The following is a 20,243-nucleotide window of genomic DNA, read 5'->3' on the forward strand; positions in this document are numbered from 1 at the left end:
ATATGCTGTATATATTAATTAATAAATATCACATGCACCGCCAATCGTTGGCAATGATGTTGCATGAATAGTAATGCGAAAATAAAAATCAAGGCGCGACGGACCAGGCCAATCTCGCAAAATTTTATCATTTAAGGCGTCTGTACCAACACCATGGACCGGTAAATGGACGCCTTTGAAGCCCTGGTCACAGTCTGGCCGGCCAGGATCGGGGCGGGCCAAGGACGGCCCAAACACAGGCGCTCGGCGACGCCGACATTTCGAAAAACCCGAGGAGGAGCAAAATGAGCATAGGAGCAATCAGCAGCGGAAGCTGGCAGACATCGAGCCTCTACGGCTCGCAGTCGGCCAGCGAGCGGCCACCGACCATCGAGGAGATGCTGAGCGAGCTTGATGTCGACGCCAGCGGAGACCTGAGCCTCGAGGAAAGTGGCCTGAGCGAGGAGCAGTTCACCTCGCTGGACGTCGACGGCGACGGCGTGTTGACCGAGTCCGATCACGAGGCCCTGCTTTCGCAGATGCAGGGCCGTTTCGGCGGCGGCCAACCGCCCATCGACCCGGCCTCGCTGGACACCGACGAAAACGGCGAGATCAGCGAGGAGGAAAGCGGGCTTTCCAGCGAGGAATTCACGGCCATGGACATCGACGGCGACGGCGTGCTGACCGAAGCCGACTTCGAGGCCATGAAGGCCCAGATGGAAGGCGAAACCATGGACGCCATGGCCCCGCCGCCGCCCCAGGACGCCTCGGAGGTGGTAAGCGAGTTGGACGCCGACGCCGACGGCCAGCTCTCCCAGGAGGAGATGGGCATGTCGTCCACCGAATTCGACGAGCTCGACACCAACCAGGACGGATTCGTCTCCCAGGAAGAACTGGAGGCCGCCCGCCAGACCATGAAGCAAGACAAGGCCGGCAGCGGGTTCTTGGGTAGCTACGCCATGAGCGCCTACCAGGCCCAGAACGCGGCCCTGACCGAGGCCAGCCTGACCAGCTTTGGCCAGGGCCTGAGCATCGCCGCATAAATCAGCCCGGCGGGGGCCATCGGGCGGCCTGGCTTGCCCCGATCGCCCCGGCCTCCGCCGGTTCCCACGCGTTCGCTTCTAGACGGCCGGCTTGACCGCGCCGATCACCAACCAGGCGGTGTAGGCCACGTAGGCGACCAACAGGCCCGTCGCCTCGAAGCGATTGATGCGCCCCGTGCCCGGCCCGCGAAAGCCATAGCCGATCACAAACAGCGACAAGGTCAGGGCGGTCATCACCATGCAGTCGCGCCAGAGGATGGCCGGCTCCACCGCCAGGGGGTGGATCATCCCGGCGATGCCCACCACGGCCAGGGTGTTGAACAGGTTGGAGCCCAGGACATTGCCCAGGGCGATGTCGTGCTCGCCCTTGCGGGCGGCGGCCAGCGAGGAGGCCAACTCGGGCAGCGAGGTGCCCACGGCCACGATGGTCAGGCCGATGATCAGGTCGCTGACGCCCAGGCTCCGCGCCAACTCCACCGCGCCCCAGACCAAAAGCTGCGAGCTGCCCACCAGCAGGGCCAGGCCCACGCCGACCCAGGTCAAGGCCCGTTTCAGCGGCATTTCGTTGGCGGCCAGCTCCTTGGCCATCTCGGCGTCCAGGGCGTCGTGGCGGTTGCGCAGGCCCTGCCAGATGGTCCAGGCCATCAGCCCGGCAAAGACGGCCAGCAAAAGCGCCGCGTCCAGGCGCGTCAAGTCGCCATTCCACAGCAGGGCCACGGCAAAAATCGTCACCGCCGAGAGGATCGGCAGCTCCTTGCGCAGCACGCCCGACTGCACGGCGATGGGCTTGACCAGCGCCGAAAGGCCCAGGATCAGGGCGATGTTGGTGATGTTGGAGCCATAGGCGTTGCCCAGGGCGATGCCCGGGCTGCCCTGGGCCGACGACAGGGCCGAGACGACCATTTCCGGGGCCGAGGTGCCAAAACCCACCACCACCATGCCGATCAACAGCGGCGACATGCCGGCGTGACGCGCCGTGGCCGCCGAGCCGTCCACGAAGCGATCGGCGCTCCAAACCAAAAGGATCAGGCCCGCGATCAGGGCCACGATGGGCAAAATCATGAAACCTCGCCAGGTTGCGGGTTGGGCGCACGACGACCGGCGCGCGGCCGGCCGCCGGCGCAAAGTATACACCAGCCGCCGGCGGCGCACATTGCGCGTCCGGCCCTTGACGCGGATGGCTTGGCCGTGGCAAACTTCTAGTTAACGTTAACTGGAAGTTTACCACGGAGCGCCATGTCGGATCACGAACAATGGACCATCAGCGAACTGGCCGAGCAACTGGGCCTCAGCGCCCGGTCGATCCGCTTCTATGAGGAAAAGGGCCTGTTGCGGCCCGCGCGCACGGCCGGCGGCCACCGGGTCTACGGCCGACGCGAGCGGGCGCGGCTGCGGCTGATCCTGCGCGGCAAGCGCTTTGGCTACAGCCTGGAGCAGATCGCCGAGATGATCGGCATGGCCGATGTGGACATGGACGAGGCGGATCAGATAGCCAAATCTTTGGAATACGGCGAAAAAAAGCTGCGTGAACTGGCCGCGCGCCGCCGCGAGATCGACGCCATGGAGGCCGACCTGCTGGCGGTGCGCCAAAAAATGCTCTCGCGCCTGGCCCAATTGCCTGCCAAACCAGACGACAAACCCGCAAAATAAAAGTGAGGGTAAAGCCATGTATGAACACTTGCTGAGCAAGGAAGCGCTGAAGCTGCGCGAGGAAGTCCGCGAGTTGGTGGCCTGGGTTCCACGTCAGACGATCCTGGACATGGACGCCGACAAGATCCAGTTTCCCAAGGAGTTTTTGCGGGAGGCCGGCCGGCGCAACCTCATGGGCTGCCGCTATCCCAAGCAGTGGGGCGGCCGGGGCCTGGACTGGGTCAGCACCTGCATGACCATGGAGGAAGTGGGCACGCTGGGCTATATCTTCGCCTGCACCTTTGGCGTGGGGGCCGAGTTGGTCTGCGACGCCATCATCCAGCACGGCACCGACGAGCAAAAGGCCAAATACGTGCGGCCCTTGCTGGCCGGCGAGATCTTCGCCGCCGAATGCCTGACCGAGCCCCGCGGCGGTTCGGACTTTTTTGGCACCAGCACCGTGGCCGTCGATCAGGGCGATCACTATCTGGTCAGCGGCCAGAAGCGCTTCATCGTCGGCGGCGAGGGGGCCGACTATTTTCTGGTCTACGCCCGCACCGACCACGACCCCAAGGCCCATCCGCACAAGGCCCTGACCTGCCTGATCGTCGATCGCGGCCCCGGCGTCAAGGTCGAATACCTCTACGGCCTGATGGGCTGCCGGGGCGGCGGCGCGGCGCGGCTGGTGTTCAAGGACGCGGTCGCGCCCAAGTCCAACGTGGTGGGCCAGATCAACAACGCCTACGCCGTCTTCAACACGATGATGGTCCCCGAGCGGCTGGGCACGGCGGCCATGACCATCGGCGCGGCGCGGCCGGCCCTGGAGGTGGCCACCGGCTACACCACCCGGCGCAAGGCTTTTGGCCAGGTCATCGCCCAGTTTCAGGGCGTCAGCTTCCAGGTGGCCGAGGCGGCCATGCTCCTGGACGCCTGCCGGGCCATCGCCTACACCACGGCCTCGGCGGTGGACAAGGGCGTGCGGCCCGATGTGGTGCGGCGTTTGGTCAGCCAAACCAAGAAGTTCATCACCGAGTCGTGCCAGAAGGTGGCCCACAACGCCATGCAGGTCATGGGCGGCATCGGCTACACCAACGTCTTTCCCGTCGAGCGCATCTTCCGTGATCTGCGCCTGGCCTCGATCTGGACCGGCTCCAACGAGGTGATGTCGATGATCATCGCCCACCAGTGGTACAAGGAATATTTCGAGCGCAAGGCCGCCCGCGATCACGAAAACGACGCGGCCGAGGCTGGCGCGCCCGACGAAAAAATCTACGAATAAGCGGCCGATCAGGCGTCGGGAAGGGCCGCGCCAGGCCCCTCCCGGCGCGCTCAAGGCCGGAAAGGCGGACCAAGCCATGGTTTTCGACGGCGTCGCCGCCCTCAGCGCCGATCAAGCCCGCCAGACCGCCCAGATCAACTTCAGCGACGGCGGCAAGGCCTACGTCCACCCCAAGCTCAAGGTCATGCACGTGACCGCGCCCGGCGGGATCAACTGCTCGCTGCACAGCCGCCAGGGCGCGCCCTACCACCAGGCCCTGTGCGACGACGAGGAGGCCTCGCGCCAGTTCGCGGAGCTGCTGGGCCAGCGGCCGGAGGAGCTGCTGGGCCGGCCCACCCACGAGCCCGAGGGGGCGTCGCCACGGGTGGAGTCGGTGCATCTGGTGGACGTCTACGTCTGAACGCCCGCGATCAAGCTGAACAACGTTCGATATGACGCTGTATTTTTTGGCCAAACAGCGCAGTAGCGCTGTTTTTGCCAGGCCTTGCCTCGCTGATAATCTTTTCACAATTGCCGAGAGACCCCAAAAAACCAAAAAACATGGTTGACTTTCAAATTCCCACTTTGGCACGATTGTAAAAAATCTGACCAGTCGGTTTTTTGAACTGATTGGTCGGTCAGAAAACGCGGCGCCGGACATCAACCACCCCGCACGTCCTCCCTGGCCCGCGGCGTCCCGCGATCAGACACCACCCATGCCCCAAAAAAGGCGCGTCAGCGCGCCAACGGAGAGGTTTGCCTTGGCCGCCAACATCACCCTGGAAAAGCTCCGCAAGGCCCAGATCCTCGACGCCGCCGTGCAGATGATCTCCGCCAACGGCAGCCACAACGTCACCCTCGACGACGTGGCCAAGGCCGCCGAGCTGTCCAAGGGCGGCGTGGCCTATTATTTTTCGTCCAAGGACGAGCTGTTCCGCGAGGCCTTCCTCGACCTGTTCGGCCGCATCTTCGACCGCAGCATGACCACCATGGCCCAGTTCGACGACCCGTTGGAAAAGGTGCTCTCCTTTGGCTGGCTGTTCAACGACCACGAAGCCATGATCCGCGACATCGGCTACCCGCTGATGTTCGACGCCATGGTCCTGGCCATGCGCGACGAGATGTACCGCAAGATCATCCACGACTGGATCGAAGGCTGGATCACTCTGCTCAAGGAAGCCCTGGATCTGGGCGTGGACCAGGGTCGCTTCCAGGTCGACGACACCGAAAAGGCCGCCCGCGCCATTTCATCGATCTATCACGGCTTCGCCATCCGCTGGTATCTGGACCGGCCAAACCATTCGACGGCCTGGGCCCGCGAGCACTGCCGCGTCTCCATCAAGCGCTATTTGGGCTGCTGATTCCCAGCGGCCAACAGGGATAAACAGGGGAGAAACACGATGGCCATATTTGCAAACACCGAAAAAATGTATGAAGTGCTGGGAGAACTCTTCCGCACCCTGGCCGCCGAGCCGGGGATCGTCGACACCCTGGCCGCCGACAATCTGACGATCAAGTTCAGCATCTCCGAGCCCGGCGGCGAGATCTGGCTGTTGCCCGACGGCCAGGTGATCTGCGGCGGTCATGACGGCAAGCCGGTGGTCGAGATGACCCTGGGCGGCGACACCTGCCACAAGTTCTGGCTGCAACAGATCAAAATGCCCGTGGCCCTGGCCAAGGGCCTGATCAAGGCCAAGGGCCCCATGCCCAAGGTGCTCAAACTGATGCCCCTTTTGAAGCCGGCCTACGCCGCCTATCCGGCCATCGCCCAAAAGGCCGGCTTGGCCATCTAGGAGCGCGCCATGAGCAAACAACGCAGCATCAAGCAGTTCGAGGAAGACCGCGCCGCGGCCGCGCGCATCGCCGCCCGGCTGCTCTTGGCCTCGGGCACCACCAGCCCCCGCGTCGGCGGCGTGGGCGAATGCACCATCCACATCGTCGACGACGAGTGCGACATCGAAGACCTCTGCCAGGCCGTGGAGGACATGGCCGACGACAACAAGGCCTGGAAGTTTTTCCGGCGCGACGCGGCCATGCTGCGCGACGCCGACGCGGTGCTGTTGATCACCTCCCTGCGCTGTCTGGACGACCCGGCCGACATCAACTGCAACATGTGCGGCAAGATCACCTGCGATTATCTGCGCGAGGCCGAGCGCCTGGCCCCCGCGCCCGAGGTGGCCTTCACCGGGCCCTTGTGCGTTTTTCGGGCCAACAACATCGCCTACGCCCTGGACGGCGTGATCAGCCAGGCCCGCAACCTGGGCGTCGATTACGGCGTGTTCTGGTCGGCCGGCGCGGCGGCCATGCGCCTGGGGATCCTGCCCAAGGCCACCGGCTTCGCCCTGGCCGTGGCCATCTCCGTCACCGAAAAATCGCCCTTCCGCGACATTCCCAAGCGTTACGACGAGATCAACGAACGGACCATGAACGACCGCACCATCCAGCGGTTGTGGCCCCAGTTCCGCTCGATCTACAGCTAACCGCGCGGACCAAGGAGCATTATCACGATGGCCATCATCGAAAAAGAACAGTTGATCCAAAACGGCCTGGAACGCGCCCTGGAGCTGATGACCGTGGCCGCCCACAACAGCTATCGCTTCAAGGGCCGCAACAACCTCAAAATCATCAGCGTCGGCGTCGAGGAAATGGAGCAGATCGCCGAGTTCTGTTTCTCGCTGGGCGACATGTCGCCCCTGGCCGCCCGCGACGGCCGCTTTGTCATGGAGCTGATCAAGGAGCCCTGCGGACTGCTGCTGGTGGGCGACACCCGCTTCAGCGAGTTCGGCTACAACTGCGGGGCCTGCGGCTACCGCACCTGCGCCGAGCTCAACAAGGCCGAGGAGGTCGAGGCCCTGACGGCCATCGGCCCGTCGTGCCAGTTCAAAAACATCAACCTAAACATCGCCGTCAACGCCGCCGCGGCCGCCGCCTGGCGCATGGGCCTGCACTGCCGGGTCTTCAGCACGCTGGCCTTCGGGGCCATGTCCATGGGCGTGATCCCCGATGTGCACATCGTCAGCAGCGTCTCGGTCTCGGTGGCCAAGCAAGACCCCTACTTCGATCGCCACAAGTATTGGACCGCCGAGCACTGGGACGAGACCTTCGAAAAAGAATTCCCCACCTTCACCCGCGGCTTCATCGGGGCCATCGAAGATTAGCAGGAGCGAACCAATGGCTGGCAAAGCTCACCTCAATCCGATCATCGCCTCGCACCTGGTGGAGCAGAAGGCCGACAAAGAGCCCGACAAGGTCGTCTATGTCTTCGAGCGAAACCAGCACGGCCACGACGAGCTGACCTACGCCGACATGCATCAAAAGGCCAACAAGCTGGCGCGCTTGCTCTTGGATAACGGCATTGGCAAAGGCGACGCCTTTGTCGTCTACATGCGCAACTACCCCGAGTTCGTCTACAGCCTGCTGGCCGCCACCACCATCGGCGCGGTGGCCGTGCCGGTGGACCCGCGCATCAGGGGCGAGCGCCTGCGTTTTCTGATCAACAACTCCGGGGCCAAGGCCATCATCGGCACTGGCGCCTGCCTGGAGCAGATCGACGAGGCCCTGCCCCAGGCGCCCAACGTCAAGTTCGTCTCCATCGCCTACCAGCGCGACGAGGACGTGGACCCCACCGATCGTTATCACGCCCTCAACCAGACCCTGGCGGCCGACGCCTGGCGCACGGTCGATCAGCAGATCATGGACGTGCGCCAGCCCTGGGAGGTCATCTACACCTCGGGCACCACCGGCGACCCCAAGGGCGTGACCATCCGCTGCAACCGCATGGGCCTGTTCAACATCGTCAACCGCCTGGCCTGGAAGTACCAAAGCGACGACGTGCTCTACAGCGGGCTTTCGCTGACCCACGGCAACGCCCAGGCCGTGACGCTATTCCCTTCGCTGAACCTGGGCATCAAGGCCGTGTTCAGCCCGCGCTTCACCAAAAGCCGCATCTGGGACATCTGCCGCCAGTTCGGCTGCACCACCTTCAGCCTGCTGGGCGGCATGATGGCCGGCATCTACAACCAGCCGCCCCGGCCAGACGACGCCGACAACCCGGTCAAGACCGTCATCAGCGCCGGCACGCCCACGGCCATCTGGGAGGATTTCGAGAAGCGCTTCGACGTGAAGATCCTGGAGTGGTACGGCGCGGTGGAGGGCGGCTTCGCCTTCAAGCCCGTGGGCAAGGGGCCCGTGGGCTCGTTTGGCAAGCCGGTGCCGGGCATCATGGAGTTCAAGGTCGTCGATGACGACGACAACCCGGTTCCCGCCGGCCAGAAGGGCGAGCTGATCTGCCGCATGCTCAAGGGCGAGACCCGCGTCGACTATCTGGGCCTGCCCCAGGCCAGCGAGGACAAGACCCGCGGCGGCTGGCTGCGCACCGGCGACATCGTCCACCGCGACGCCGAGGGCTGGTATTTCTTCGACTTCCGCAAGGGCGGCGGCCTGCGCCGGGCCGGCGACTTCATCCAGCCCGAGCGGGTGGAGGCGGTCATCGGCCGGCTGGAGCAGGTCGGCGAGGTCTGCGTCTACGGCGTGCCGGCGGCCAGCGGCGCGCCCGGCGAAAGCGACCTGGTGGCCGCCGTGGCCCCGCTGCCCGGCCAAAGCCTGGACGCCAAGGCCATCTTCAGCGCCTGCCAGCAAGAACTGGAGGCCAACAGCATCCCGTCATATCTGCAACTGGTCGACGAGGTGCCAAAGACCGTCTCGGAAAAGGCCCTGGACCGCCTGCTGAGGGCCGACTTCGAGGCCGGCCGGGGCGTGATCGTCAAACACGAAGATTATCGCTAAACGGGGCCCAAAGGGGCCACGACGGAGAATTACATGTCATACCTGGAGCTTAGCCTTGATTTGGCCGAGGACCACGCCGCCCTGCGCGACTCGGTGCGCCGATTCGCCATCGAGCAGGTGCGCCCCACCTCGCTGCTGCTGGACAAAATGACCCCCGAGGAGGTCATCGCCCCCGGCTCGCCCTATTGGACGCTGATGAAAAAAATGTACGAGCTGGGCTATCACACCGTGCTGATCCCCGACGCCTACGGCGGCCTGGGCCTGGACCCCATCGCCAACCACATTTTTTGGGAAGAAATGGCCTATGGCTCGGTGGGCCTGGCCGTCTCGCTGGGCTGCGCGGCCTTTGGCCCCTTCATCTGCGCCATGATGGCCGAGGATGAGTTGACCGAGGCCTACATCACGCCCTTCGTGGAGTGCCGCGACGCCAGCGTCATGAGCTGCTGGGGCATCACCGAGCCCAACCACGGCTCGGACAACCTCATGCCCGGCGGGCCGCAGTTTTTCAACCCCAAGATCACCCAGCAGGTCAAGGCCGCCAAAAAAGGCGACCAGTTCGTGCTCTCGGGCCAGAAATCGGCCTGGATCAGCAACGGCACCATCGCCAGCAACTCCATGCTCTTTTGCAACCTGGACCCATCCATGGGCCTGGCCGGCGGCGGCATCTGCCTGGTCGATCTGACCCAGGCCGGCGTCAGCCGGGGCAAGCCCCTGGACAAGCTGGGCCAGCGCGATCTGCCCCAGGGCGAGGTCTACTTTGACGAGGCCGTGGTTCCGGCCGGGCACTTCATCTGCGACCAGGAATCCTACACCATGATCACCGACATGGTCGTGGCCCTGGCCAACGCCCACATGGGCGCCTTTTTCACCGGCGTGGCCCGCAGCGCCTACGACCTGGCCCTGCAATACTCCACCGAGCGCGTCCAGGGCGGCAAGCGCCTGTGCGAGCACCCCACCATCCAGCGCCGCCTGTTCGACATGTTCAGCAAGATCGAGGCCAGCCGCTATCTCTCGCGGGCGGCCATGGTCTACAACATGAGCACCACCCCGCCCAACACCAAATACTCCATCGCCAGCAAGGTCTTTTGCACCCAGGCGGCCTTCGAGGTGGCCTCCGACGCCTTGCAGATCTTTGGCGGCTACGGCCTGACCAAGGAATACCCCATCGAAAAGATCTTCCGCGACGCCCGGGCCGGGCTGATCGAGGACGGCGCCAACGACTCCCTGGCCCTGCACGCGGCCAGCGACATCGTGCGGGAGGCCCTGGAGTCATGAGTCAAAACGTCTACATCATCGGCGTGGGCCAGATTCGCTTCAACAAATACCCCCAGGAAACCGTGCGCACCATGGCCCAACAGGCCATCGAGCTGGCCCTGCAAGACGCCGGCCTGCAAAAGCGCGACATCCAGGCGGCGTTTTTTTCCAACACCTTCTGGGGCATGTTCGACAATCAGCACTCCATCCGCGGCCAGGTGATCCTGCGGCGCATGGGCATGGACAAGATCCCCGTCACCAACGTGGAAAACGCCTGCGCCGGGGCCTCCACGGCCCTGCACCTGGCCTGCACCGGCGTGAGGGCCGGGGCCCACGACGTGGCCCTGGCCATCGGCTCGGAAAAGATCACCAGCGACGACAAGCTCAAATCGCTTTCGGCCTACGCCACCTGCATGGACCTGGAAAACTTCGAAAACCACATCAAAATGATCGTCGAGGTGGGCTCCTCGTTCAAAAACATCAGCCTGCCCCAGGGCGAGAGCGCCCCCGGCCAGGGCCGCAGCATCTTCATGGACGCCTACGCCATGGGCGCGCGCTGGCATATGGACCGCTTTGGCTCGACCCAGGAGCAACTGGCCCATATTTGCAGCAAAAACCACCTGCACGGCTCGCTCAATCCCCTGTCGCAATATCAACAGACCATGAGCGTGGCCGAGGTGCTGGCCGACAAGGCCGTGGCCTATCCCCTGACCCGGGCCATGTGCGCGCCCGTGGGCGACGGCGCGGCGGCGGCCATTGTCTGCTCCGAGGCCATCGCCAAAAAACTCGGCCTGGGCCGGGCCGTGCGCGTGGCCGCCTCGGTGCTGGGCCAGGGCTCCGACCGCGATCTGGACGGCGAGGACATCGGCGAGCGCCTGAGCAAGCAGGCCTACGCCGCCGCCAATCTGGGGCCCAAGGACATCGACCTGGCCGAGGTCCACGACGCCACCAGCTATGGCGAGCTGCATCAAACCGAAGTCATGGGCTTTTGCCCGCCGGGCCAGGGCGGCGTCTACGCCATGAGCGGCGCGACGACCCTGGGCGGCGAACTGCCCATCAACACCAGCGGTGGCCTGGAGTGTCGGGGGCACCCCATCGGGGCCTCGGGCCTGGCCCAGATCCACGAGATCGTCCAGCAACTGCGCGGCCAATGCGGCCCGCGCCAGGTGGCCGGCGCGCGCGTTGGCCTGGCCGAAAACGGCGGCGGCAACATCGGCGTGGAAGAAGCGGCCATGTGCATTCACATCCTGCAAAAGGCGTAAACAGCATGGCCCGCTATCAACTGCGCGGCAAGACGGCCCTGGTCACCGGGGCCAGTTCGGGCATCGGCCGCGAACTGGCCCGGGGCCTGGCCGCCCGTGGGGCCGACGTCATGGTGGCGGCCCTGCCCGCCGAGGCCGGGGCCCTGGACGATCTGGCCGCCGAGTTGCGCCAAAGCCACCGCGTCCAGGCTTGGCCCCTGTGCGTGGATCTGGCCCAAAACGACGGGCCGCGCCAGTTGCACGCCCAGGCGGCGGCGATCCGCCCCGAGCTGGACGTGCTGGTCAACAACGCCGGCGTGATCAGCTATGGGCCCTTTCACCAAACGCCGCTGGCCAAAAGCGAGCTGCTGCTGCACGTCAACGCCAGGGCCTACATGGCCACCATGGCCTTGTTTCTGCCCGAGATGGCGCGGCGCGGACAGGGCCGGGTGCTCAACGTCTGCTCGGCCAGCGCCTTCCAGCCCACGCCCCACCACGCCGTCTACGGCGCGACCAAGGCCTTCGTGCTGATGCTAAGCGAGGGCGCGCGCCAGGAGCTGGCCGGCAGCGGGGTCAAGGTCTGCGCCCTGTGCCCCAGCTACGTGGACACGCCGCTGTTGCGCGGCGAGGGCTTTCCCAAAAAGCTGCGCTGGTACGCCATCGGCGGCCTGGCCAGCCCGGAGTCCATCGCCGAAGCCGGGTTGCGAACCATCGAAAAGGGCCGGGCCGTGTTCATTCCGGGGATACAAAACAAACTGGTGCATCTGCTGATGCCTCGGCTTCTGCCCAGGCGGCTGCTGCCGTTGATCTCGACGGTGGCGCTGAAGGGTTCGGACCGCGCCTGATTCACCAAGGCGGCGTGTGGGGGCGGGAATTAAAAACCCCTGCACGCCGCCTTCACTGCAACTTGGCAAGTGTCAGCGGCGCACAGGGTTGGGGGGCTTTTCAGGGGCTACGCGTCGGCCTCGATCACTTGGCCTCCGGGTTCGTAGCCTTTACTAAATTTAGCAGGCGCTCCCACTCTTCGTCCACTCTTTTTTGAATAAATTCTATATCTTCATCTTTCAAGTGGGCGAAGCGGCGCTGGCTCTTGAGATAGTCGGCCACCGGCTTGGGCTTGGTGATGTCGCGGGTGAGCACGTAGCGCCCGTCGATGACCTCGAACAGCGGGAAGACGCGGGTCTGGACCACCAGGCGCGAGGCCTCGATGGCCGTGTCGGGCCCGCAACGCCAGCCGGTGGGGCACGGCGAATAGATGTGCAGGTAGGCCGGGCCGGGCACGGCGGCGGCCTTGCGGGCCTTGTTCATCAGGTCCAGGTGGAAGGCCGGGCTGGCCGTGGCCACGTAGGGAATGCCGTGGGCCGCGGCGATCAGGGGCATGTTTTTCTTCCAGGTGGACTGGCCCTTGCTCTTGGCCCCCGGCGGGCTGGTGGTGGTCATGGCGCCGTAGGGCGTGGAGCTGGAGCGCTGAATGCCGGTGTTCATGTAGGCTTCGTTGTCCAGGCAGACATAGACGAAGTCGTGGCCGCGCTCCATGGCCCCGGAGAGGGCCTGGAGGCCGATGTCGGCGGTGGCGCCGTCGCCGGCGAAGGCCATGACCTTGGTGTTGTCGTCCTGGATGCGGCCCTTGCGGATCAGGGCCTTGCGGCCGGCCTCCACGCCGCTGGCCACGGCCGCGACGTTTTCGAAGGCCACGTGGATCCAGGGCACTTCCCAAGCCGTCTGCGGATAGGGCGAGCTGATGATCTCCATGCAGCCGGTGGCGCTGCACGCGATGACCTGCTTGCCCACGGCCTTGAGCACCTGGCGCAGGGCCAACACCTCGCCGCAGCCCTGGCAGGCGCGATGCCCGCGGGAGAGCGGCTCGACCAGGGGCATGTTCTTGGGCGAGATCTTCTCGACGTTCTTGATTGCCTCGGCTGCCTTGCTCATTCCTTCACCCCCACCATCTCGTAGGGCATCGGCGCGCCGGACTTGGCGGCCGACAGGGTCTTGGCCATCATCGACTTGAAGTCGGCGCGGGTGACGTCACGGCCGCCCAGGCCGGCCACGAAGTTGGCCACGTAATGGGTCTTGCCCTTGGCGTACAACAGGGCCCGCAGCTCGGTGGCCACCGGCCCGGCGTTGCAGCCGGGGCTGAGCGCCCGGTCGAGGACCATCAGCGGCTTGCTCTCGCCGATGGCCGCCAGGAAGTCGTCGGTCGGGAAAGGCCGCCACAGGCGGATGTGCACCAGGCCCACCTTCTGGCCGGCGGCGCGCAGCTCATCCACCGTGGTCATGGCCGTCTCGCTCAGCGAGCCCATGGTCACGAAAAGCGCCTCGGCGTCGTCGGTCTTGTAACACTCGATGGGCTTGTAGTGCCGGCCGAATTGGGCCGCGAAGTCGTTCCAGTGCTCGACGATGAAGGGATAGCTTTTTTCCAGGGCGTCCACGCAGGCCTTGCGCGCCTCGGTGTAGACCTCGGGCACGCCGACCATGCCCATGCTGATGGGCTTGGCCGGATCGAGCTTCTGGGCCGGGACAAAGGGCGGCAGATAGGCGTCGACCTCGTTTTGCTCGGGCATCTCGATGGGCTCGATGACGTGGGTGAGGATGAAGCCGTCCATGTTGACGATCACCGGCAGGGTGACGCGGTGGTCCTCGGCGATCTTGAAGGCGGTGATGGTCAGGTCCAGCACCTCCTGGCCGTTTTCGGCGAAGAACTGCACCCAGTTGATGTCGCGCTCGCTCATGATGTCGCCGTGGTCGTTCCAGATGCTGATGGGGCCGCTGAGGGCGCGGTTGGCCACGACCATGACGATGGGCAGGCGCAGGGCGCTGGCGATGTAGAGGATCTCGTGCATCAGGGCCAGGCCCTGGCTGCTGGAGCTGGTGAAGGTGCGCGCGCCGGCCGCCGACGAGCCCACGCAGGCGCTCATGGCGCTGTGCTCGCTCTCGACGGGGACGAACTCGGCGTCCAGTTCGCCGCTGGCCACCAGCTCGGAAAGATGTTCGACAATGTGCGTCTGCGGAGTGATGGGATAAGCCGCGATCACGTCCGCGTTGGCAAGCTTGACGGCCTCGCTAACGGCCAGTGAGCACTCAAGCCCCACACGCTGGGCCATACTTATCCTCCTCTTTTTCTTCCTGCCAGGATATGGCGTCCTTGGGGCATTCCTTGACGCAGATGCCGCAGCCCTTGCAATAATAGCCGTCCCAGTTGTAGTAGCCTTCGGCGTTGGGGTCGGGGCTGAAGGCCATGTCCGGGCACAGGATGTAGCACAGGCCACATTTGATGCACTTTTCGCGGTCGGTGACCGGCCGGCGACGGCTGCGCCAATCGCCGGTGTTGAAGCGCTTGGAAGTGCCAGGTTCGACCATGGCGCAACCAAGGGCCAGGCTCTTCCACGAAACCATTCCTTCGTCGGCCATTGTCGTTACTCCTCGATCACGGTTTCTTCGTAGGCCCGCTTGAGGGCGCGCAGGTTCTTTTCGGCGATGCGGCCGAAACGCGCGGCCAGCGGTTTCTCGATGGCCTTGAGGTCCACGTGGCCGGCGGCCTTGAGCAGGGCGCCCAGCATGGTGGTGTTGGTGATGGGCACGCCCAGTTCTTCCTCGGCGATCTTGCTGGCGTCGACGATGGCCGTGCGGCCATTGAATTGACATTCGCCGCGCACGGCCTCGACATTTTTGGCGCTGTTGACGACCAGCACGCCGTCGGGTTTCAGGCCGGCGTTGACGTTGCCGGTGGCCAGCAGGCTGGGGTCGAGCACGACGACCACGTCGGGCTCGTAGATTTTTTCGCGCAGGCGGATCTGCTCGTCGGAGATGCGCAGAAAAGCCTGCAAGGGAGCGCCGCGGCGTTCAGGGCCGAAACTGGGGAAGGCCTGGGCGTACTTGCCCTCGGCGATGGCGGCCTGAGCCATCAATTCCGCCGAGGTGACAGCGCCCTGACCTCCCCGGCCATGAAAGCGAACCTCAATCATGGGGGACTCCTTAACGAAGCTGGGTTTTGGTTGTCTGATAAGCGGGAGAGTATAGATTGCGTCTCACAAGGTGTCAAGCAGTCCGGGGCTCTCCCGGCCGAGCCCCGGACCCAACTCCGAGTAAAACGCTTATCGCCTGTCGCCGAACAGCCTCAGCAACATCAAAAACAGGTTGATGAAGTCGAGGTAGAGCTGCAACGCCCCGAAAATGGCCATCTTGCTGACGGTGACCTCGTTGGCCGCCTCCAGCACCATCGCCCGCAGGCGCTGGGTGTCATAGGCCGTCAAACCAACGAACAACCCCACGCCAACCACGCTGATGATCCAGTCCATCATCGGCGACTCGAAGAAAATGTTGACCACCGAGGCGATGATGATGCCGATCAGGCCCATGAACAGGAACGAGCCCCAGGCCGAAAGGTCTTTTTTGGTCGTCGAGGCCCAGATGCTGGTCACGCCAAAGGTGCCGGCGGTGATCAAAAAGGCCTTGGCCACCGAGGCCCCGGTGAAGGCCAACATCACAATGCCCAGCGTCACGCCGTTCAAGGCCGCGTAGGCCGTGAACAGGGCCATGGCCGTGGTCGGGCTGAAGCGCCGGATGCCGGCGCTGAGGGCGATGACCAGGCCGAACTCGCCGATGATCGCCGCCCAGAACATCATTGTCGGGCCGGTCTGGGCGTCGATGAACACGCTCAGCGCCGCATCGGAGTTCATCACCCACCAGGCCACCACGCCGCTGAGGGCCAGGCCCAGGGTCATCCAATTGTAAACCCGGCGCATGAACGCGCCGATGATCTGGGTCTGACGATCGCTGATCGCCTCGCCCGCCGGCGAACGCCACGCTGTTTGATCCATACGGCAAAACTCCTTCTGTCGGGGATCAAGTGCTCCCCGCCGACCGGTCGCGGGGCCAAACGAACGGCCAGACCACCCCGACCGCCCGACTTGCCGGTCGTGCGCTGGCGGCCGCGGTCATGGCCCGGCATAATAATACTTTGTTATCATGCCCTGGGCCACTTGCTAAGCTTTTTTTGCGCGCCAAGCGCCTTGGGGCTTAACTTTCGCCTGGCCCTTGGTCCATAATGCGGCTATCTGGCGCGCCAGCGGCGAGGCCACGGCCCTTCCCCGCGCCAAGCAAAATAGGCCTAAAGTTTCCAGGCCAACACGCCGATAAGCTAGATGAGAAGGTTGCACGACTTGATTTCGTCGAGGGGGGCGGGGCCATGAGCGTCGGCGGCGTGACAATGAGCCTGATGAACAGCATCTTGCAGAGTTTCGACATCCGAGGCCAGATCGACCAGACCCTGGCCGAGGGCCTGACCGCAGAGGCCGGCCTGCTGGACGAAACACTCACCGAAACCATCGCCGAGCAGACCGCCGCACTCACATCCAGCGGCCCCGCCGAGCAAAACCTCATGGCCGGCAACTTTTTCGACTACGACTACCAGCAGTCGAAATACCTCACGGCCAAGGTGGAGTCGCTGAGCCTCACCTGCAAGATGGAAAGCCTGCAAAAAAACCGGATCATCTCCATGCTCGATCCCTTTGGCGGCCTCTGCGTCAGCGGCACCTATGGCTCGGGCCTGGGCAAATCCGAGTACGAGGTCGAGGAGCCCCTGCGCGATAACGCCGATCAGCAGATCATCGAGGACGCCCAGGAAGACTTCGAAAAGCGCCAGGCGGCCGAAGAGGCCCAGGCCCAGGCGGCCGTGGACGGCGCGGCCCAAGACGCGGCGGTCGAAGCCACGGGCCAGGCAGTCGTCGCCACCGACGCCGAGGTCGCGGCCGACCAACAGAGCGCCGAGCCGCAAGCCCAGGCCACGACGGAGCCCGCCGCCGACGCCGCGCCGCAAGCCTCCGCCGACGCCGGCGCCGCGCATCCCTCCATCGACGTCATCGTCTGAGGCAGGCCAAAGAAACAAGCGCCCAGAGTCTGGCCGAGGATGCGCGCCGCATGCGGGCGTCGCGGAAGTCATCGCCGACCAGGCCACCGAGATAGGCGTCTGCCGAGCCAAATTGGTCTTGTCGCGCCGATGAATATATGAACAGCGATACAAGACCCTGGCCGGGGCGAGGGGGGTGAGACATGAGCGGCGGCGTGACAATGAGCCTGATGAACAGCATCTTGCAGAGTTTCGACATCCGAGGCCAGATCGACCAGACCCTGGCCGAGGGCCTGAACGCCGAGGCCGGCCTGCTGGACGAAGCACTCACCGAAACCATAGCCGAACAGACCGCCGCACTCACCTCCAGCGGCCCCGCCGAGCAAAACCTCATGGCCGGCAACTTTTTCGACTACGACTACCAGCAGTCGAAATACCTCACGTCCCAGGTCCAAACCCTGCACGTCGCCAGCCAACTGCAAACCACCCAGCAAAGCCAGGCTTATTGTCTGCTCGAACGCTTCGGCGGGCTCAAGGCCAGCGGCACGTTCAGCGGCGGCGCCTACGGCCCGGACGAGGCCGGCTCGGGCACGTCCAAAGACGACATCGAAGAGGCCCTGCAAGGCGACGTCGATCAACGGATCATCGATGACTCCCAGGAAGACTTCGAACAGCGCCAGGCGGCCGAAGAGGCCCAGGCCCAAGCGGCCGTGGACGGCGCGGCCCAAGACGCGGCGGTCGAAGCCACGGGCCAGGCAGTCGTCGCCACCGACGCCGAGGTCGCGGCCGACCAGCAGGACGCCGCGCCGCAAGCCCAGGCCACGACGGAGCCCGCCGCCGACGCCGCGCCGCAAGCCCTCGTCCACGCCAACGCCGCGCATCCCTCCATCGACGTCATCGTCTGAGGCCACCCCGGCCAAAATTCCGCGCTATAATAAAAAAATAACCAGCGCCGGCCCGCGCGGGGCCGCCCTTGGCCAGCCAACCACGACCAACGGGGGAAAGCGATGAACATCTCCGACCAACGACTCGACGACTTTTTGCAAACCATCGGCCTGGACGAGCCGCCCATGGTCGCGCTGTTTTGCGACGACGAACCAACCGACGGCTTCAGCCCCAAGCCACAGCTTCTGCCCAGCCGCGAGATGGAGGCCCAGGGCCAGGCCGACTTGGGCCAGGTCTTCGCCAATTTTTCCTGCGCCATGGGCCATATCTGGCGGGCGCGCAAAAAACGCCTGCCCGCCTGGTTCAGCGCCGAACGGTTTGGCTGTCTGGGCGCGGCCTTCTGGCTGGGCTTTCAAAAGCCCCAGTTGGAGTCGATCATTCACTACGTCTCCACCGGGGCCCAGGGCATGGAGAGCGAGCACTACTGCGCCTCGCCCGATGAACTGCGCCGCATCTTCAATTATGTCGACCCCCGGCCCGTGCCCAGCAAGTATCTGGTCTTCAAGCCCTTCGAACTGCTGAGCGAGGCCGACAAGCCCGTGCTGGTCTGTTTTTTCGCCCGGCCCGAGGCCATGGCCGGCCTGCACCAGTTGGCCACCTTCGTCAGCAACGACCCGGAGGTGGTGGCTTCGCCCTGGAGCGCCGGCTGCGGCAGCCTGGTGGCCTGGCCCCTGCACTATCTGGCCAAGGGCCAGGAGCGCGCCGTGCTGGGCGGCTGGGATCCTTCGGCGCGCAAGTTCTACAAGACCGACGAACTGTCGTTTACCGTTTCGCCAGCCATGTTCGAGGGCATGGTCGAGCTTTACGAACAATCGTTTTTGAAAAAACACGCCTGGCGGGGTTCGCTGCAAAAGATCGCCCGCAGCAAAAAGGCCTGGAACGAGGCCTGAGCAAACTTCGGCCCCGGCCGCGCGCGTTTGTGGGCCCTGGCGGCCGGGGCCGGGTCGACGCCCACGCCGGCGCGGCTCCTCACGGCCGCCAGAGCAGCACCCAGCGCTCGAGCGCCCCTTGCCGCCGCAGTTCCTCGGCCCGGGCCAGAGCGGCCTCGCGGCTGGCCAAGGGCCCCAAAAGCACCCGCCACCACGGGCCCAGGCCCGCGCCGCCACGCCACTGCTCCAGCAGGCAAGCCTGGCCCAGGGCCCGCCATTGCGCCAGTTGGGCCTGGGCCTGGGCCTCGTCGGGGTGCGATCCCGCTTGCAGATAATATCCGGTTGGGGTCTGGGCCGCCTCGGCCCGGCCGGCCGGGGGCCTGGCGGCGCTGGTCGGCGTGGGCGCGGGCGCTTGCCTGGCCGGCGTGGGCTCGGGCGTCGGTTCGGCGGCCGCCAGGCGGCGGCGTTGGGCCGCGTCCAGCTTGGCCAGGCTCTTGGCCAGGTTCTCGGCGCCGCCGCGTTCGTCGGGGTTCAGCTCCAGGGCCCGGCGCAGGCTTGACACCGCCGAGGCGTGGCGGCCCCTGGCCGCTTGCACCTCCCCCAGGGTCACCCACAGCGCGGCCTGATCGGGGGCCAGCTCCACCGCCCGTTTGGCCATGCGTTCGGCCCGGGCCAGATCCTTGCGCTGGTTGGCCAACACCCAGGCCAGGTTGTTGAGCAGAATCGGGTTGTCGCCGCCCAGGGCCAGGGCCTGGTCGTAGAGTTCGGCGGCCTGGGCCAGGCGGCCCATGGCCAAAAGCGACGAGGCCTTGTCGCCGATGATGGCCGGGTTGCGCGGGCTGACTTCCAGGGCTTGGTCGAAGTAGGCCACGGCGGCCAGATGGTCGCCGGCCCAGACCCGGCACAGGCCCAGCAGATGCAAGCACAGGGCCGAATCGGGGTTTAGGTCGAGGTCTTTTAGCAGCAGGCGTTCGGCCTGGGCGTATTGGCCCTGGTCGAACAGGGCCTTGCCCTCCAGGCGAAAGGCCAGGGTCGTCGGCTGGACCAGGGCCCGGCCCTGGGCCAGGTCGAACGGCGCGCTGACCTGGCCCGGCCCCAGGCCCCGGGCGGCGCGCAACACGGCCGGGTCGATCTTGGCCCGCTCCAGGCAACTGACCGTCAGGCGCATGCGGCCGCCGCTTTGTTCGACGGCCTGGGCGGCGGCCTTGGCGAACGAACGGCCGGCCAGCCGCGCCGGCGTCAGCGGGGCCAGCAGGGCCTGGCTCTCGGCCCAGACCAGGCGCAGGCACAGTTCGCCCTCGGCGGCCACGGCGGGCCAGCACAGCAGCAAGGCCAGCGCCGCCGGCCCGATGATTTTCATGGCGCGTGGCGACATGGCCCCGATTATATGCC

Annotated in this window: 22 protein-coding genes; 15 read left to right on the top strand and 7 right to left on the bottom strand. The window is 65.3% G+C overall.

All coding sequences use genetic code 11. The features are described 5' to 3' along the window. Positions 1–284 precede the first annotated feature (284 nt). Positions 285–1,022, top strand: coding sequence for an EF-hand domain-containing protein (locus DEBA_RS15930; RefSeq protein ID WP_013259977.1), 738 nt, complete (start codon positions 285–287; stop codon positions 1,020–1,022). A gap of 78 nt (positions 1,023–1,100) precedes the next feature. On the opposite strand, the gene DEBA_RS15935 is transcribed toward DEBA_RS15930, so the two are convergent. Further along, positions 1,101–2,084, bottom strand: a complete 984-nt coding sequence (locus DEBA_RS15935; protein ID WP_013259978.1) for a calcium/sodium antiporter — start codon at positions 2,082–2,084, stop codon at positions 1,101–1,103. Between the two features lie 174 nt (positions 2,085–2,258). Here DEBA_RS15935 and DEBA_RS15940 point away from each other — a divergent pair, with 174 nt between their 5' ends. The 11 genes from DEBA_RS15940 to DEBA_RS15990 all read left to right on the top strand — a co-directional run bounded on the left by DEBA_RS15940 (position 2,259) and on the right by DEBA_RS15990 (position 12,034). Further along, positions 2,259–2,672, top strand: a complete 414-nt coding sequence (locus tag DEBA_RS15940; RefSeq protein ID WP_013259979.1) for a MerR family transcriptional regulator — start codon at positions 2,259–2,261, stop codon at positions 2,670–2,672. A 16-nt stretch (positions 2,673–2,688) separates the two neighbouring features. Continuing rightward, positions 2,689–3,930, top strand: coding sequence for an acyl-CoA dehydrogenase family protein (locus DEBA_RS15945; protein WP_013259980.1), 1,242 nt, complete (start codon positions 2,689–2,691; stop codon positions 3,928–3,930). Between the two features lie 76 nt (positions 3,931–4,006). Continuing rightward, a complete protein-coding gene (locus tag DEBA_RS15950; protein ID WP_013259981.1) occupies positions 4,007–4,330 on the top strand; it encodes a hypothetical protein in 324 nt (107 codons plus the stop codon). A 340-nt stretch (positions 4,331–4,670) separates the two neighbouring features. Then, complete coding sequence (locus tag DEBA_RS15955; protein ID WP_013259982.1) at positions 4,671–5,270, top strand: TetR/AcrR family transcriptional regulator; 600 nt, start codon at positions 4,671–4,673, stop codon at positions 5,268–5,270. Between the two features lie 39 nt (positions 5,271–5,309). Continuing rightward, positions 5,310–5,702 carry an SCP2 sterol-binding domain-containing protein gene (locus DEBA_RS15960; RefSeq protein WP_013259983.1) on the top strand — a complete coding sequence of 131 codons (393 nt, stop codon included), beginning with the start codon at positions 5,310–5,312 and terminating at the stop codon, positions 5,700–5,702. Between the two features lie 9 nt (positions 5,703–5,711). Then, positions 5,712–6,389 (top strand): DUF2148 domain-containing protein, encoded by a 678-nt coding sequence (locus DEBA_RS15965; RefSeq protein ID WP_013259984.1) that lies wholly within the window; start codon positions 5,712–5,714, stop codon positions 6,387–6,389. Positions 6,390–6,416: 27 nt separating this feature from the next. After that, positions 6,417–7,067, top strand: a complete 651-nt coding sequence (locus DEBA_RS15970; protein WP_013259985.1) for a DUF2148 domain-containing protein — start codon at positions 6,417–6,419, stop codon at positions 7,065–7,067. A 13-nt stretch (positions 7,068–7,080) separates the two neighbouring features. Beyond that, positions 7,081–8,694 carry an AMP-binding protein gene (locus DEBA_RS15975; protein ID WP_013259986.1) on the top strand — a complete coding sequence of 538 codons (1,614 nt, stop codon included), beginning with the start codon at positions 7,081–7,083 and terminating at the stop codon, positions 8,692–8,694. Positions 8,695–8,727: 33 nt separating this feature from the next. After that, a complete protein-coding gene (locus DEBA_RS15980) occupies positions 8,728–9,969 on the top strand; it encodes an acyl-CoA dehydrogenase family protein (protein ID WP_013259987.1) in 1,242 nt (413 codons plus the stop codon). Continuing rightward, entirely contained in the window at positions 9,966–11,210 is a 1,245-nt protein-coding gene (locus DEBA_RS15985) for a thiolase family protein (RefSeq protein WP_013259988.1), read from the top strand. Before DEBA_RS15980 ends, DEBA_RS15985 begins: the two co-directional genes overlap by 4 nt. A 5-nt stretch (positions 11,211–11,215) precedes the next feature. Further along, positions 11,216–12,034: an SDR family NAD(P)-dependent oxidoreductase gene (locus DEBA_RS15990; RefSeq protein WP_013259989.1), complete on the top strand. Its 819-nt coding sequence runs from the start codon at positions 11,216–11,218 to the stop codon at positions 12,032–12,034. 124 nt (positions 12,035–12,158) lie between these two features. On the opposite strand, the gene DEBA_RS15995 is transcribed toward DEBA_RS15990, so the two are convergent. From DEBA_RS15995 to DEBA_RS16015, 5 genes are all read right to left on the bottom strand, one after another. After that, positions 12,159–13,121 (bottom strand): thiamine pyrophosphate-dependent enzyme, encoded by a 963-nt coding sequence (locus DEBA_RS15995; protein WP_013259990.1) that lies wholly within the window; start codon positions 13,119–13,121, stop codon positions 12,159–12,161. Next, positions 13,118–14,293: a 2-ketoisovalerate ferredoxin oxidoreductase subunit alpha gene (gene porA / locus DEBA_RS16000; RefSeq protein ID WP_013259991.1), complete on the bottom strand. Its 1,176-nt coding sequence runs from the start codon at positions 14,291–14,293 to the stop codon at positions 13,118–13,120. The genes DEBA_RS15995 and porA overlap by 4 nt, the downstream gene beginning before the upstream one ends. After that, the gene (locus DEBA_RS16005; RefSeq protein ID WP_013259992.1) at positions 14,271–14,600 is read right to left on the bottom strand and encodes a 4Fe-4S binding protein; all 330 of its coding nucleotides are present in this window, start codon (positions 14,598–14,600) and stop codon (positions 14,271–14,273) included. The genes porA and DEBA_RS16005 overlap by 23 nt, the downstream gene beginning before the upstream one ends. A 5-nt stretch (positions 14,601–14,605) precedes the next feature. After that, on the bottom strand, positions 14,606–15,154 hold the full coding sequence (locus DEBA_RS16010; RefSeq protein ID WP_013259993.1) for a pyruvate ferredoxin oxidoreductase subunit gamma: 549 nt from the start codon (positions 15,152–15,154) through the stop codon (positions 14,606–14,608). Positions 15,155–15,283: 129 nt separating this feature from the next. Further along, positions 15,284–16,009 carry a Bax inhibitor-1/YccA family protein gene (locus tag DEBA_RS16015; protein WP_013259994.1) on the bottom strand — a complete coding sequence of 242 codons (726 nt, stop codon included), beginning with the start codon at positions 16,007–16,009 and terminating at the stop codon, positions 15,284–15,286. Between the two features lie 368 nt (positions 16,010–16,377). On the opposite strand from DEBA_RS16015, the gene DEBA_RS16020 reads away from it, so the two are divergent. The 3 genes from DEBA_RS16020 to DEBA_RS16030 all read left to right on the top strand — a co-directional run bounded on the left by DEBA_RS16020 (position 16,378) and on the right by DEBA_RS16030 (position 18,872). Then, positions 16,378–17,058, top strand: coding sequence for a hypothetical protein (locus DEBA_RS16020; protein ID WP_013259995.1), 681 nt, complete (start codon positions 16,378–16,380; stop codon positions 17,056–17,058). A 200-nt stretch (positions 17,059–17,258) separates the two neighbouring features. Continuing rightward, positions 17,259–17,942, top strand: coding sequence for a hypothetical protein (locus tag DEBA_RS16025; protein WP_043814719.1), 684 nt, complete (start codon positions 17,259–17,261; stop codon positions 17,940–17,942). A gap of 102 nt (positions 17,943–18,044) precedes the next feature. After that, a complete protein-coding gene (locus DEBA_RS16030; protein WP_013259997.1) occupies positions 18,045–18,872 on the top strand; it encodes a DUF169 domain-containing protein in 828 nt (275 codons plus the stop codon). Positions 18,873–18,951: 79 nt separating this feature from the next. Here DEBA_RS16030 and DEBA_RS16035 read toward each other — a convergent pair whose 3' ends face one another. Continuing rightward, complete coding sequence (locus tag DEBA_RS16035) at positions 18,952–20,226, bottom strand: SPOR domain-containing protein (protein WP_083779063.1); 1,275 nt, start codon at positions 20,224–20,226, stop codon at positions 18,952–18,954. Positions 20,227–20,243 lie beyond the last annotated feature (17 nt).

The sequence above is a fragment of the Desulfarculus baarsii DSM 2075 genome, from assembly GCF_000143965.1.
GTDB classification, from domain to species: Bacteria; Desulfobacterota; Desulfarculia; order Desulfarculales; family Desulfarculaceae; genus Desulfarculus; species Desulfarculus baarsii.

Excerpts from the sequence above, each read along its gene's own strand:
- DEBA_RS15940 (WP_013259979.1), top strand. The coding sequence starts at position 2,259 with ATGTCGGATCACGAACAATGGACCATCAGCGAACTGGCCGAGCAACTG.
- DEBA_RS16015 (WP_013259994.1), bottom strand. The coding sequence starts at position 16,009 with ATGGATCAAACAGCGTGGCGTTCGCCGGCGGGCGAGGCGATCAGCGAT.
- DEBA_RS15965 (WP_013259984.1), top strand. The coding sequence starts at position 5,712 with ATGAGCAAACAACGCAGCATCAAGCAGTTCGAGGAAGACCGCGCCGCG.
- DEBA_RS15980 (WP_013259987.1), top strand. The coding sequence starts at position 8,728 with ATGTCATACCTGGAGCTTAGCCTTGATTTGGCCGAGGACCACGCCGCC.
- DEBA_RS15935 (WP_013259978.1), bottom strand. The coding sequence starts at position 2,084 with ATGATTTTGCCCATCGTGGCCCTGATCGCGGGCCTGATCCTTTTGGTT.
- DEBA_RS15945 (WP_013259980.1), top strand. The coding sequence starts at position 2,689 with ATGTATGAACACTTGCTGAGCAAGGAAGCGCTGAAGCTGCGCGAGGAA.
- DEBA_RS15975 (WP_013259986.1), top strand. The coding sequence starts at position 7,081 with ATGGCTGGCAAAGCTCACCTCAATCCGATCATCGCCTCGCACCTGGTG.
- DEBA_RS15970 (WP_013259985.1), top strand. The coding sequence starts at position 6,417 with ATGGCCATCATCGAAAAAGAACAGTTGATCCAAAACGGCCTGGAACGC.
- DEBA_RS15990 (WP_013259989.1), top strand. The coding sequence starts at position 11,216 with ATGGCCCGCTATCAACTGCGCGGCAAGACGGCCCTGGTCACCGGGGCC.
- DEBA_RS15985 (WP_013259988.1), top strand. The coding sequence starts at position 9,966 with ATGAGTCAAAACGTCTACATCATCGGCGTGGGCCAGATTCGCTTCAAC.
- DEBA_RS16030 (WP_013259997.1), top strand. The coding sequence starts at position 18,045 with ATGAACATCTCCGACCAACGACTCGACGACTTTTTGCAAACCATCGGC.
- DEBA_RS15930 (WP_013259977.1), top strand. The coding sequence starts at position 285 with ATGAGCATAGGAGCAATCAGCAGCGGAAGCTGGCAGACATCGAGCCTC.
- DEBA_RS16025 (WP_043814719.1), top strand. The coding sequence starts at position 17,259 with ATGAGCCTGATGAACAGCATCTTGCAGAGTTTCGACATCCGAGGCCAG.
- porA (WP_013259991.1), bottom strand. The coding sequence starts at position 14,293 with ATGGCCCAGCGTGTGGGGCTTGAGTGCTCACTGGCCGTTAGCGAGGCC.
- DEBA_RS15995 (WP_013259990.1), bottom strand. The coding sequence starts at position 13,121 with ATGAGCAAGGCAGCCGAGGCAATCAAGAACGTCGAGAAGATCTCGCCC.
- DEBA_RS16005 (WP_013259992.1), bottom strand. The coding sequence starts at position 14,600 with ATGGCCGACGAAGGAATGGTTTCGTGGAAGAGCCTGGCCCTTGGTTGC.
- DEBA_RS15960 (WP_013259983.1), top strand. The coding sequence starts at position 5,310 with ATGGCCATATTTGCAAACACCGAAAAAATGTATGAAGTGCTGGGAGAA.
- DEBA_RS16010 (WP_013259993.1), bottom strand. The coding sequence starts at position 15,154 with ATGATTGAGGTTCGCTTTCATGGCCGGGGAGGTCAGGGCGCTGTCACC.
- DEBA_RS15950 (WP_013259981.1), top strand. The coding sequence starts at position 4,007 with ATGGTTTTCGACGGCGTCGCCGCCCTCAGCGCCGATCAAGCCCGCCAG.
- DEBA_RS16035 (WP_083779063.1), bottom strand. The coding sequence starts at position 20,226 with ATGTCGCCACGCGCCATGAAAATCATCGGGCCGGCGGCGCTGGCCTTG.
- DEBA_RS16020 (WP_013259995.1), top strand. The coding sequence starts at position 16,378 with ATGAGCGTCGGCGGCGTGACAATGAGCCTGATGAACAGCATCTTGCAG.